Raw genomic sequence first — 12,148 nt, 5'->3', positions numbered from 1 at the left:
GGCGCCGCTTCGCGGTCGGGCAAGCCCGATCCTGGACAGCCGACGAACGGCGCGGTAGGGCTTCGCCTGCCGCCCAACGAGGGAACCACCCCGCTTAGCCCGGACGTACGGCACGGCCGCACAGGGGGAACCTCTGGCACCGTGTCAGTCCCCGCGGCTACCGTCGTTCCATGGCCAGCAGCAGCGAGCACGGCGGGCACGGCCCCCGGCGCCTCCATCAGTCGATCGGTGACGTACTGCGGACGCCCGAGCGGCCGCAGCCGGCGGTCGGGACGACCCCCCAGTGGCCTGGCCACGAGTACGGACCGACGCCCGTTCCAGCGAAGGCGCCGGGGACACCGGGTCTGCCGGAAGGCGTGCGCCGGACGCGGCAGGAGCTGGAATCGGTCCGGGACGACGCCGCCCGTCAGTTCCACGCCGGCGCCGATGCCCGGGTGCATGTCGAGGTCGAGGTGCGCCAAGCGAAGGCGGCCGCCCACGGAGTGTGGGCCACGGTCGCGTGGCTGTTGGGTGAGCTGCAGGCCGCCCCGATCAGCCAGGAGTGGTACGAGTACCCGTACACCAACCGCCAGGTGGGGCTGGAACGTACCCACGCCCGGGACCGGATCGAGGGCAACGACTGGCCCGACGTCGACCGGGACTATGCCGCCGGGGTCCAGTACACGGTGGGCTGGAGCTTCTGGCCGGACGAGGAACGCCCCGTGCCGCCCGCAGGATGACGTACGGCACGCGAAGAGGCCCGGACCATCGGTCCGGGCCTCTGTCGTTGCGGGGGCGGGTCAGCTGGGCACTTCGCCCGTCCGCAGCATGTGCAGGTGCTGCGCCAGCTGTTGGTGGTCGTCCTTGATCTTCTTGTTCTCGAACGGGTCGTGCTTGTGGCCGTTGCCCCCGTCGCGGGAGAAGTCGTTCTTGCACTCTTCCAGGATGAACTTGCCCTGGCGTACGGCGTCGGGCAGCCAGCGGCCCAGCCACTCAGCGACCCGCAGCGGGGACGCTTCCTTGTCGAGGAAGGCCCAGTGGTGGCTCCACATCAGGCTGGTGAGGCTTTCCACCATGTCGGGGTGCTGCCACCAGCACGAGGAGTTCCGTTCCGTGTATCCCAGCATCTCCTTGTAGGAGCGGGGCCAGCGGACCCGGAACGTCCCTTCCACCCACTGCATGAGCACGTCCCAGGCGTTCGCCTGCTGCTGCGGGCCGAAGGTCGTCCAGTTCCAGACCGCCGGGGCATCGCTCTTGGGCTTGTCCGCCAGCTTCTTGACGACCAGGGACAGTTCCTGGATGCGGTCCGCGAGGTTCTGGCCTTCCAGGGTTTCGAGGCGGCCGTTCACCTCGTCCAGCTGCCGTCCCAGTTCTCGGGTCCGCTCCCAGACGGCTTTCATTTCCTTGGGCTGGTCGATCATCCGGTCTGCCCCCATACGTTCTGCTCAGCGGCCGGCGCCTGCCCGGGGATCGTCCCCGGGTACGCCGCAGGCTGCTGCTGCGGGATCACCGGAGCCGTGGCGGGCATCTGCGGCGGGAGGACGGGCCCGGCGACCTGCACCCCCTTCTTCTTCAACTTGGCCTCCAGCTTGGCCTTTGCCTTTGCCTGCTTCATCAGTTCCTTGACGTCCTTCCGCTCCCACACCGGGGTGAACGCGTACCGGATCGGCGGCAGGTGCCGGTAGAACACCAAGCCCGTACCTTCCTTCATCTGCCGGATGGCATCCTGCGGCATGATCCGGACGCGTCGCACCGAGACGTTGCGGGACTTCTTGTCCTCGTCCGTGGCGGACGAGGAGGCCACTTCCTCGTCCTTCTCTCCGCACAGGAGCGAGAGTTCTTCCAAGTCCTGCGGGATGGACAGGCCACCGAGGGCGATCCGGACGGAGTTGTTCATGATGGTCTGCGCTCCGTTGTGGCCCCACCGCTCCCTCAGCTGGGACGGGGACTGGACGCTGACCAGGAGTTGAATGTTCCGGCCGCCCGCGTCCGCCGACCACTTGTGCAGGGGAAGCGGGCAGATCACGGCCGCCTCGTCCAGGACGAACCGCACGTACGGGTCCACGCGGCCGCCGGGGCTGTTGTCCGCCTCCAGGTACGCCGCCTCGTAGATCTCGCCCACCAGGGCGGTGAACAGCGGTGCGACGCTGCCGTACTGCTGGTCACGGCCCATCAGGTAGAGGGTGCCGCGCGAGCGGAGGAAGTCCGCCACGTCGAACTTCTGCTGACCGGGCCGGGGGGACACGATGTCCAAGACCTGGGGGAGCGACATGAACTCGAACGACCGGATCAGCGTCAGGTACACGCTGTCCCGTGTCTTCTCCGGGGCGTTCCGCATCTGCGACAGGCCCCGGGCCCAGCCAGCGGGCACCAGCTCCGGGTAGTTCTCCAGGATCTCCAGGGGCTCACGGTTGGTCGAGTCGGTCACCCAGGCCCGGACGTGGGTCAGGTCGTAGCCCCTCAGACCCGCCGCCATCAGGTAGCAGGACAGCACCATGAAGGAGTGGCCCTCCCAGAAGGAGGCGTTCTCCATGGCCTCCCCGCTGGCCGAGGCCGCGAGCAGGTACCCGGCGCGACGCAGGGCCACCACCGGGTCCTGGCAGCCCTCCACCAGGTTCCAGCGCAGGGTGTTCTCCACCCCGCTCACGCCCGCGTTGAAGACCCACACGGGCCGGTTGAACGTCCGCCGCAGCTGGTGGGTGTGGTCGTAGAGGTCACCGCGGGTCGAGGTCACCACGCAGGCGCCGGCCGCGTCGATGATGGCGTTGCCGTACTGCGCGGACTTGCCGGTACGCGGCGGGGCGTACATCAGCACGATGTCCTCGCACGCGACGAACAGCCCCTTCTTGTAGAGCAGATCCGTGCCGAGGTGCAGCCCGACCTCGTGAGGGCTGATGGAACGCCGCTTCGCCCCTTCCAGGGACGGGCGGAGGGTGTCCGCGCGGGCCCGCAGCCCTTCCTGGGACAGCCACTTCTTGAGTTCCTTCGGGTTGGCGAACCCGACCCGGGCCGCGTCCTTCCCGTTCGTGGTCGGACCGGACTTGCCCAGTTCCCACTTCTGCTTCAGGTGGAGGTACCCGAGGCCGCCGCCGGCCACGACCGTGAGGCCGAACCCGGGCCAGCCGCCGAGGGGCCAGTTCGAGCCCACGGTGTTGATGAGGTCGAGGGCACCGCCCACAGACGGCTCCGGGAGTCCGCCGTTCTCGGCACCGGCCGCGAGCGCCACGGCGGGCAGTCCGGCGGCCGCGTACGCCGTGCCCTGGCGGGACTTGCCGAGGGCGGAAGGCTTGTGGGTGTCGATGATGCGGTGCAGCCAATGCGGCTTCATACCGCCCGACAGGTCCGTGGTGGTGGGTGTGGGATTCTCTTCCTTGCGTGACACGAGCACTCTCCTCTGTCGCGAAGTCCCCGGGGTCCGGCGGTACCAGCGCCTCCCGGGGGCGCTTATTTGTCCGGTGACCTCACGATCACCGTACGATTCAGGGCTGACATTCAGCCCCGGGATTTCTCAGCTGTGCTTGTCGATGATGGGCTTCAGGTACTTCCGGGCCGTGCCCTCCGTGAAGCCGCTTCCGTGGTGCAGGGCCTTTGCCAGAGCGCTGGCCGACTGGTTCGGGTAGCGCTGTTCCGCAGGAAGCCGCAGGTAGCGGTACTCCAGCAGTTCCACGCCCGTCAGGTCCGGCTCAGGCTCCGGACCCTCGTCCGCGCCGTCCTCGTCCTCGTCCAGGCCCTCGTCCACGGCCTCGTCGATGACTTCCGGCACCGGCTCCGGTTCAGGCGCCGGAACAGGCTCGGGGTAGTCGCCAATTGGCGACTGGACAGCCTCGTCCGCGTACGGCTCCACCTCCGGCTCGGGGGCGAACGGCTCCGGCTCCGGGTTCTTCTGCAGCCAGTCGGCCCCGTCGATCCGGGCCTGCACCATTGCGGGCCGTCCGTCGCTGCGGGCCGCGAGCGGTCCGCCAGCGGCCGCCAGCTGGCCGCCGTGCTGGAACTGGTCGTACGGCTGACGCTGCGGTTCGTACCCGCCCACGGACGGCTCCGGCTCCGGCTCGGGGTGCCCCGCGGTTTCCTCCGCTGAGTCCTCGTAGTGCCCGTGGTGCTCCGTCAGATCGACGTCGACCCGTTCGGCCGCCGCCTGCTGCGGGAGGGCCGGGCGGTCCGGGCGGACGTCGAGCCGTTCCAGTTCGGCGGGCACCGGGATGCCCGCCGCCGCCAGGCCCGCCGGCGCCGTCTCAGAGATGGGCACGCCGTACTTCGCCAGCCGGAGCGGCATCATGGCCTCCACCGGGGCCTTCCGCCGCCAGCCACGGCCGAACCGGGCCTGCAGACGGGACTGGTAGATCAGTCGGGCCTGTTCCAGGCTCACGGCCTTCTCGTAGCTTCGGACCTCCCAGAGCTTCATCCGGCGCCACAGCCGGAAGGTGGGCAGAGGCGAGAGCAGCCACCGGGTGATCCGGACGCCCTCCATGTGCTTGTCGGCGGTGATGTCCGCGATCCGGCCCACCGCGTGCCGCGCGGCTTCCACGGAGACGACGAACAGAACTGGGATGACCGCGTGCATCCCGACACCGAGCGGGTCCGGCCAGGCCGCCGCCGCGTTGAAGGCGATCGTGGCGGCCGTCAGGAGCCACGCCGTCTGGCGGAGGAGCGGGAACGGGATGCGGAGCCAGGTCAGCAGCAGGTCGAGACCGAGGAGCACGACAATGCCCGCGTCAATCCCGATGGGGAACCAGTACGCGAAGGCCCCGAAGTCCTTTTCCGTCGCGAGCTTGCGCACCGCGTTGTACGAGCCGGCGAAGCCGATGGAGGCGATGACGACCGCACCCAGGCCGACAATCCCGATCAGCCAGTAGTGGACCCGGGTCAGCTCCGGAATGCCCTTCTTCTCTTCGGGCTCAGTGGCAGATCCCGGGGGATCTCCCGCCGTACCCTGGTAGTGACGCATGTGGGTCTCCAAATCTTCGGCGTCCAGGCCCTGGTGGTGTGTCCTCACCACCGGGGTCTTCCGCATGTCAGGCCCCGTCTTCCTCGGGCGCGATGGGCCGTTCTTCCAGTTCCTTGACGTACGCCAGCAGGTTGTTGCGCAGTTCCTCTTCGGTGTCTCCGACGAGGCGTTCGCGGTGAGCGAGGATCACGTCAACGGCAACGCGGATCACGGTGTTCGCCGTGATGCGCTCCCCCTTGTGTGTCCTGGCCGCCTGCAGTTCCCTCGCCACGACGTCCAGTTCGATCTGCTGGTCGCCGCGCAGCTGCACGTACTTCGGTGACAGCTGCTTGCGGGCGGTCGCCGTCGCCTCGTTGAGATTCGATGAACGCCGCGCCGGCGGTTGCTCTGCCATGTCGCCCCTTCGGGGTGTTGGAGTCAGTGACCCCAAGAGGCTATGACCTTGGAACTCTGGCGGAGCGTGGTCAGCCGGACGCTCGCGGACCGATCCCTTCATAGGTCGCCCTCCCTTCGTGTTGTCCACGAAAAGAATCATACCCCAAGACTCTTGAACTTCAAGAGTCCGGGGGTTAGTGTTTTCCATGTAAGCGAGAGGGCCGGGGGTTCCCGCCCCCGGCCCTCTCCGCCCGGAACGGCGCTCCAACGCCTTCCGAGCTGGGACACCCCTATGCAGAGAAAGGGATCTCCGTGCAGAAGTCTCGCAGCCGTACCCCCGGCTTCTCCATCCCGGCCCCCGCGACGCGCCCCCGCCTCGTGCTGGTCGGCAAGAAGGGCCCGGCGTTCAGCAGCCAGTGCTCCGACTGCGACGGGTTCGACACCGTCGTCATCCGGCGCAACGGCGAGTCCACCACCGTCCGCTGCACCTGCCTGTTGGTGGTGAGCGCATGAGCGCCCAGGACGCCGCCGAGGCCGCCAGGAAGGCGGAGGAAGCCCGCCGCCAGGCGCAGGCCGACCTCCAGCGCCACGGCCAGGCCGTGAGCGGGATCAGGGGGCGCAAGTGAGCACCCGCCCGCCCCTCCCGGTCCGCCCGCAGCCGCACGAGCGCGACGGACGCCAGCCGCAGCAGCAGCCCGCGCGGCCGCACCCCGCCCGATAGGGCCCCGGCGGGCCGCCCCACCGTGGGCGGCCCGCCCTCCCCTTCTCGCCTTGATGGAGAGGCACACCATGTCGCACTGCACCAACCCCACCGTGCTGGAACGGATCTCCGACGCCGACCTGCGCGCCGACAGCCGCGCGGAGTGGCTGGCCGGGGAGTACCGCGCCGGCGAGTACCCGACCGCCCACGTCCACTACGACCTGGCCGCCGCCGCGTTCGTCGTCGTCGCCCCGCAGGGAGGTGCGTCCGAGTGACCGTCGCCCGCGAACGCCTCATTGCCCTGGCCGCCCTCGTCTTCTCCGTGCTGGTCATGGCCACCTCCGTGGACATCGGCCGCAACGCGATCGAGGCGGCCCTGTCCGGGCTGACCACGTACGGCACCGTCGTGGTGCTGGCCGCGCTGGGCCTGTCCGTGGGGCTCCGGAAGATCTGGAAGGCCAGTAAGACCATGCTGGCCGTCGCCGTCGTGATCGCCCTCGTCCTGTTCGGGATGGGCAAGGCCGTGGCCGAGGTGATGAGCTGATGCGCGCCCTGACCATCCGCCAGCCGTGGGCGGCCGCCATCACCTACGCGGACAAGCGCGTGGAGAACCGGGTGTGGCCCACCTCGTACCGCGGCCCCGTACTCATCCACGCGGGCAAGACCGTGGACCGCCGCCACGGCCCCATGGTCGCCGCCGTGGTGCGCGGGCTGCAGCTGGACCTGGGCGCCGTGCTCGCGGTTGCCCGGATCATCGACTGCCACGCGGACGACGGGGAGTGCACCCCGTGGTCGACCACGGGCACCTTCCACTTCGTTCTGGACGAGGTGACCGCCCTCCCGCTCCCGATCCCGTGGGCGGGCGCACAGCAGCTGTGGACCCCGCCGGCCGCCCTCGTGGACAAGGTGCGCGAGCAGCTGTCGAGCGAGACCGCCGCCCACGTCCTGCGTGAGGAGGCGGGCCCGTGCTGACCGTCTACGACGAGTTCGCCGGGGTCGGCGGCTCCAGCAAGGGCGCCACCGCGGTCAAGGACCGGGAGGGCAAGGCCCTGACGGAACTCATCTTCGCGGCGAACCACAAGAAGGACGCCGTAGAGGACCACGCCCGCAACTTCCCCGACGCCGACCACTTCGAGGGCGACGTGGCCCGCGCGAAGATCGAGACCTTTCCCCGGGCGGACATCTTCTGGGCGAGCCCGTCGTGCCCGCCGTGGAGCAACGCGCGGGGCAAACGCCGGGACTTCGACAACTCCACCCAGGGCGTGCTGTTCGGGGAGAGCGAGCCGGACCCGGAGATCAAGCGGGCCCGCGCGCTCATGGAGGAGGTCCCGCGCTACCTGAACGCGATGATCCTTCGGGGCAAGCCCGTGCTGTGCGGAGTCGTGGAGAACGTCGTGGAGTGCCGGAAGTGGGACCAGTGGTCCCGCTGGCTCCGCGAGGTCCGTTGCGGGGGCCTGTACGAGGTCCGCGTGATCGCGGTCAACTCCATGCACGTCAAGGCCCGGGGGAGCCGCAGGGCCCCGCAGTCGAGGAACCGCCTGTTCGTCGCCTACTGGCTCAAGAGCTTGGGCCGGACGCCGGACTGGAACAAGTGGCTGCGGCCCAAGGCGTACTGCCGGACGTGCGACGCCACGGTGTCAGCCATGCAGGTGTTCAAGCGCCTGAACGTCGACATGGGCGCGTACGGGCGCAACGGCCAGTATTGGTACCGGTGCCCGAACGCGAAGTGCCGCAACGCGATCGTGGAGCCCGAGGTGATGCCCGCCTCTGCCGTCATCGACTGGTCGATTGAGGGCCGCCGGATCGCGGACCGGGACGAGCCCCTGGCCGACGCCACCATGGAGCGGATCGCCCGGGGCATCGCGAAGTTCGCGAAGCCGTTCACCGTGCCAGCCGGCGGGACCTGGCGGACCGAACCCGTGTCGGTCGAGGACCCGATGCCGACCCGCACAACCCGCGAGACGGACGCCCTGGCCGTGCCCCCCCTGCTCATCCCGACCGAAGGCCGGGACGGGAAGGTGGCGACGTCGGCCGAGGAGCCGATGCGGACCCAGACCGCCCGCAACGAGACCGGACTTGCCATCCCGCCGTTCCAGATCAGCCTCCGGGGCGGAGGGTCGAAGAAGACCGCGTACAGCGTGGACGAGCCCGTGGGCACCGTCAGCGCGAGCGGGAACCACCACGGCCTCGTCACCGGCCAGCGCCTGCTGATCCCGTACTACAGCACCGGCACCGCCCGCACGGTCGAGGAGCCCGTGGGCACCGTGACCACCCGCGACCGCTGGTCGCTCGCAGAAGTCGAGGAGAACGTCGACCTGGGCGACGTGCGGTTCAGGATGTTGGAGCCCCACGAGATCGGCGCCGCCATGGCGTTCCCGGACACGTACATCGTCACCGGCAGCAAGCGGGACAAGGTGCGGAAGTACGGGAACGCGGTCACCCCGCCCGTGGCCGAGGTCATCGTGTCCGCGCTGGTCGAGGCGGTCACCGGCGAGCCGCTGGAGGTGGCGTGGTGACCCGCCGCCAGGGCCTGCAGATGAAGGGTGGCGTGCAGCTGCCCATGTTCGCCGTCGAGGTCGAGCCGGAGCCCGCCACCGTGGCGGGCCCGGCCCGGCCGGCGGCCGCCGAGTGGGCCGAGACTCACGGGCTGGAGCTGCAGACCGGCCCGCGCGGGTCGGCGGTGCTCAGCCCGTGCGGCACCTACCGGTATCGGCTGGACCGGATCTGGGACGAGAACACCGCGCCCATGGTGTGGGTGATGCTCAACCCGTCCACCGCGGACCACACCGAGGACGACGCCACGATTCGCCGTTGCACCTCGTTCGCCAGGGCGGCCGGGCACGGCGGCATGGTCGTGGTGAACCTGTTCGCGCTCCGCTCGAAGGACCCGGGCCAGCTCCGGACGCACCCGGACCCGATCGGCCCGTTCAACGTGGCCGCACTGATCGAGGCCACCGACGACGCCGTACGCGTCGCGGCCGCGTGGGGCGACGTCAGCCGCTCCGAGCGCGCCCGCCAGGCCCACGCCGTCACCGCCCTGTTGGTCGGCCACGGCCACTCCCTGGAGTCCCTGGGAGTCACCGGCAAGGGCCACCCCCGACACCCGCTGTACGTGCGCGACGAGACCCAGCTGACCCCGTACGACCCGCAGTCGCCAATTGGCGACCGCTCCGTCGAGCCGGAGGTGGACCGGTGAGCAAGGAGAACGAGGAGTTCAACCCCTGGCGCTGGGACCGGGACAACGCCCGCAACGGGCAGGCCCGCCTCACCGTCGAGCGGAACGGCCACAAGGTCTCCCTGGACCACCGGGGCGTGTCGATCGACGGACAGCGGATCGTCCGGGACGACCCGTCCAAGGGCGACGAACACGGCTTCCAGATCACCCCGACCGGGACCGTCATGTACCGGGGCCAGGAGGTGGCCGCCATCGAGCCCTCCCCGGACGGCACGGCGAACCCGGGCGAGGTGACCGTGTGGGGCAAGGACGGGCCCACGCTCCCCGAGCGCAGGCAGCGCGACCTGGCCGCCCGGGAGCGCGAGGAGGACGAGCGGCGCGGCCGGGACGACCGGTACCGCGCCAGCGAGCAGCACCAGCAGGAACTCACCCGAGGACAGGAGATGACGCTGTGAGCGACCAGAGCCCCGCGCCGTTCGATCCGGCGCTCTACCTGATCGAGCAGGCCCACCGCCAGCCCGTACCCCCGACGTTCCGGCCCGCCCCACAGCTGCCGCCGCAGCGGTCCGCTGGCCGTTGGCTGTGGGACCACTTCGGGCGCCTGGCCCCGGGCCTGGCGACCACGAGCATGTCCGCGCTCGCGTGGAGCTGGGGGCAGAACCTCCCAGACGGCTCCACCGCCCCGCTGTGGATCACGGGCAGTCTGGCCGCGCTCGCGGGGTGCGCCGGGTGCGTCGCCGCGTCGAAGCAGCACGGCGACAACGAGACCGTGCGCGTCTCCTTCGGCGGGGCCGCCGTGCTCGCGTTCGCCGGGGTGACCGCGTGGACGCCGGACTGGCAGCTGGCCACGCTGCTGTGGGCCGGGTGCACCGCCGCGGTGTACGCGTTCTGTGCACCGCTGTGGCGGGCAGACCGGCGCGAGATCCGCACCCAGGAGCATGAGCTGGTCATGGAGGAGACCAAGGGCATGAACGAGGCCCGGGTGAAGGCGATCGAGGCCGCCGGCGCCGTGGCGACGGCTCAGTGGGAGTACCACCAGGAGCAGGCGAAGGTAGCCGCGATCGTGGCGGCCGCGGACGCCCGCCAGCGGCGCGCGATCCAGCCCGGACAGGAGCTGGACGTGCAGGCCCTGCTGAAGGCCGCGCAGGTGGCCGAGCTGAACTGACCGCCCGGCAACGACGAAGGGCCCCGCCGTAGTACGGCGGGGCCCTTCTGCTGTGCTCGCCTACGCGCTGGCCGGACCGGGAATCCCGCCCGCCCGCCGCTGTAGCCGCACGGCGGCCGTCCGGATGCGGGAGAGGTCCATGGCCGCCTCAGCACGGTGGAACGGGGCCGCGTCGAGGGCCAGCGCCTCGTCCAGCTGCCGCAGCGCCTTCTCCGCCGTGTCGGCGGCGGTCCGGATGGTCTGGCCGACCTTCTCCGCCGTGTCCTCGTCGTCCTCCACCAGCTCCGCGTCCACCACCTCGTCCTCGTCCTCGTCGCGGTCGCCAATTGGCGACTGGTCGGAGGCGACGCCCAGTCCTTCCTGGTCGCGCCGGGCCGCGATCACCGCGGCGGTGACTTTCTTCCCGCCGGACTCCAGCCGGAGGACTTCCACGAAGTTCCGGGCGCCCTCGTCGCCGTTGACCTTGACGACCGGGGCCAGCTCCCGGGCGTGCGACTCCACCACGGTGTCGAGCACGGCCGGGCCGAGGGGGGCGAGTGCACGATGGACCAGGGCCAGGTCGATGAGCCGGTACCCGTACGAACGGTCCCAGCCCCACCGTGCCTTCACGTAGTGCCCGAACTTCTCGTGCCCCTCCAGCTCCCACAGCCCGGATTCGTTGATCTCGTTCAGGAGCTGGCCGACCTCCACGCGATGCCGGGCTTGCAGTCGGCGGAGGCTCTGCTGGTACTGCCCCACGGACGCTTCAATGCGCGCCTCCAGGGCCTGCAGACGCTCCCGGGGGCTCAGCTCCACCTCTGTGCTAGATACCGCCTGTGCGGGCAGCTGCGCGCCGCCGCCACGGTTTGCCAGGCCCGCAGTCAGGACGTCCCCGAAGCTGTCACTGGCCTTGTCTGATGCCTTGCTCACCGCGCCACCACGTCCAGAACCTCCCGTGCCATCCGGTCCATCGGTGAACCGGACTTGACCTTGATCGGCTTCTTGAAGATATGCGCCGGGCCGTTCAGCGCGCTGGAGAATTTGAACCGCGAGGCGAGCACCGGGTACTGGGCGGCCGTCAGCTTCTCCTCCAGCTTGTCCGCCGCGACGGTGCCCTGGCCGACCATCGTCAGCATCACGTGCAGCTCCGGGTACCGGGCTCCCGTGTTCTTCAGTTGCTGGATGTAGGCCAGTGCGGACGTCGCCCGATCCAGTTCATTGGGTGTGGGCTGCAGGCACAGAATCACCTTGTCGACCGCGCTCATCACCGTCAGGTGCGGGCCGTCGTCGTGCTTCTCCCAGGCGGCCGTGTCGAGCAGGCATACGCCCTTCTCCGGGCACAGGCGTTGTGCTTCCTGCCGGATGTGGTGCACCGCCGGCGCGGGGTAGACCGGGGCTCCGAGGTCGACCGCGTTCGCGTGCGTGTAGAGGGTTCCGTGCTCGTTCTTCCCTGGCACGTCGGTGTCGATGGCGACGCAGGGGACGCCGTACGACTTCCAGTGAGCAAGCAGGTAGGCAAGCAGAGTCGACTTGCCCGCGCCACCCTTTCCGATGAAGGCGACCCGGCGGCCCTGAGCGGGTAGCACCGGAATGGGGCGAGGTTTCGTCATGGCACCGGACGGTACCGCCCCGCGCCGTGATCGAGAGGCCCGACCGGCGCACCGCGGGCAGCTTGTACGACCGAAGCGCCCGTTCGGCTCCGGGGGCAGTCGCCAATTGGCGACCAGGAGAGGGTGCGGGTTACTGAGCGGGGCTCCGCCCCACACCCCGGCCACCCTGCGGAGGGGGTGGGGGGCACCGATCGTGTGTGCGGGTTGTGGGTGGTGGAGA

15 protein-coding genes are annotated in these 12,148 nt (G+C 70.1%); 9 read left to right on the top strand and 6 right to left on the bottom strand.

What is annotated here, in order from left to right:
• Nucleotides 1-170 precede the first annotated feature (170 nt).
• Nucleotides 171-719, top strand: coding sequence for a hypothetical protein (locus tag ACZ5XS_RS45245; RefSeq protein WP_468661558.1), 549 nt, complete (start codon nt 171-173; stop codon nt 717-719).
• A gap of 60 nt (nt 720-779) precedes the next feature.
• On the opposite strand, the gene ACZ5XS_RS45240 is transcribed toward ACZ5XS_RS45245, so the two are convergent.
• The 4 genes from ACZ5XS_RS45240 to ACZ5XS_RS45225 form a co-directional block, all read right to left on the bottom strand.
• Nucleotides 780-1,415: a hypothetical protein gene (locus tag ACZ5XS_RS45240; RefSeq protein ID WP_468661557.1), complete on the bottom strand. Its 636-nt coding sequence runs from the start codon at nt 1,413-1,415 to the stop codon at nt 780-782.
• Entirely contained in the window at nt 1,397-3,361 is a 1,965-nt protein-coding gene (locus ACZ5XS_RS45235; RefSeq protein WP_468661556.1) for a type IV secretory system conjugative DNA transfer family protein, read from the bottom strand. The genes ACZ5XS_RS45240 and ACZ5XS_RS45235 overlap by 19 nt, the downstream gene beginning before the upstream one ends.
• A gap of 126 nt (nt 3,362-3,487) precedes the next feature.
• A complete protein-coding gene (locus ACZ5XS_RS45230) occupies nt 3,488-4,990 on the bottom strand; it encodes a DUF2637 domain-containing protein (protein ID WP_468661555.1) in 1,503 nt (500 codons plus the stop codon).
• A gap of 1 nt (nt 4,991) precedes the next feature.
• Complete coding sequence (locus tag ACZ5XS_RS45225; RefSeq protein WP_468661554.1) at nt 4,992-5,318, bottom strand: chromosome segregation ATPase; 327 nt, start codon at nt 5,316-5,318, stop codon at nt 4,992-4,994.
• A gap of 293 nt (nt 5,319-5,611) precedes the next feature.
• On the opposite strand from ACZ5XS_RS45225, the gene ACZ5XS_RS45220 reads away from it, so the two are divergent.
• From ACZ5XS_RS45220 to ACZ5XS_RS45185, 8 genes are all read left to right on the top strand, one after another.
• Nucleotides 5,612-5,812 (top strand): hypothetical protein, encoded by a 201-nt coding sequence (locus tag ACZ5XS_RS45220; RefSeq protein WP_468661553.1) that lies wholly within the window; start codon nt 5,612-5,614, stop codon nt 5,810-5,812.
• 276 nt (nt 5,813-6,088) lie between these two features.
• Nucleotides 6,089-6,274: a hypothetical protein gene (locus tag ACZ5XS_RS45215; RefSeq protein ID WP_468661552.1), complete on the top strand. Its 186-nt coding sequence runs from the start codon at nt 6,089-6,091 to the stop codon at nt 6,272-6,274.
• The gene (locus ACZ5XS_RS45210) at nt 6,271-6,543 is read left to right on the top strand and encodes a hypothetical protein (RefSeq protein WP_468661551.1); all 273 of its coding nucleotides are present in this window, start codon (nt 6,271-6,273) and stop codon (nt 6,541-6,543) included. Before ACZ5XS_RS45215 ends, ACZ5XS_RS45210 begins: the two co-directional genes overlap by 4 nt.
• Nucleotides 6,543-6,971 (top strand): ASCH domain-containing protein, encoded by a 429-nt coding sequence (locus ACZ5XS_RS45205; protein ID WP_468661550.1) that lies wholly within the window; start codon nt 6,543-6,545, stop codon nt 6,969-6,971. Before ACZ5XS_RS45210 ends, ACZ5XS_RS45205 begins: the two co-directional genes overlap by 1 nt.
• Nucleotides 6,965-8,515 (top strand): DNA cytosine methyltransferase, encoded by a 1,551-nt coding sequence (locus tag ACZ5XS_RS45200; RefSeq protein WP_468661549.1) that lies wholly within the window; start codon nt 6,965-6,967, stop codon nt 8,513-8,515. The genes ACZ5XS_RS45205 and ACZ5XS_RS45200 overlap by 7 nt, the downstream gene beginning before the upstream one ends.
• Nucleotides 8,512-9,195, top strand: a complete 684-nt coding sequence (locus tag ACZ5XS_RS45195) for a DUF1643 domain-containing protein (RefSeq protein ID WP_468661548.1) — start codon at nt 8,512-8,514, stop codon at nt 9,193-9,195. Before ACZ5XS_RS45200 ends, ACZ5XS_RS45195 begins: the two co-directional genes overlap by 4 nt.
• The gene (locus ACZ5XS_RS45190) at nt 9,192-9,629 is read left to right on the top strand and encodes a hypothetical protein (RefSeq protein ID WP_468661547.1); all 438 of its coding nucleotides are present in this window, start codon (nt 9,192-9,194) and stop codon (nt 9,627-9,629) included. The genes ACZ5XS_RS45195 and ACZ5XS_RS45190 overlap by 4 nt, the downstream gene beginning before the upstream one ends.
• Nucleotides 9,626-10,339 (top strand): hypothetical protein, encoded by a 714-nt coding sequence (locus ACZ5XS_RS45185; protein WP_468661546.1) that lies wholly within the window; start codon nt 9,626-9,628, stop codon nt 10,337-10,339. Before ACZ5XS_RS45190 ends, ACZ5XS_RS45185 begins: the two co-directional genes overlap by 4 nt.
• 60 nt (nt 10,340-10,399) lie before the next feature.
• Here the strand turns inward: ACZ5XS_RS45185 and ACZ5XS_RS45180 are convergent, their stop codons facing one another.
• Together ACZ5XS_RS45180 and ACZ5XS_RS45175 are read right to left on the bottom strand one after the other, a co-directional pair.
• Nucleotides 10,400-11,248 (bottom strand): hypothetical protein, encoded by an 849-nt coding sequence (locus ACZ5XS_RS45180; protein ID WP_468661545.1) that lies wholly within the window; start codon nt 11,246-11,248, stop codon nt 10,400-10,402.
• Nucleotides 11,245-11,928, bottom strand: a complete 684-nt coding sequence (locus tag ACZ5XS_RS45175; protein ID WP_468661544.1) for a DEAD/DEAH box helicase family protein — start codon at nt 11,926-11,928, stop codon at nt 11,245-11,247. Before ACZ5XS_RS45175 ends, ACZ5XS_RS45180 begins: the two co-directional genes overlap by 4 nt.
• Between the last annotated feature and the right edge of the window lie 220 nt (nt 11,929-12,148).

The organism is Streptomyces sp. NPDC033131 (genome assembly GCF_055578365.1).
Note: the sequence above shows the minus strand (reverse complement) of the source record. Positions and strands in the feature narration are given on the sequence as shown.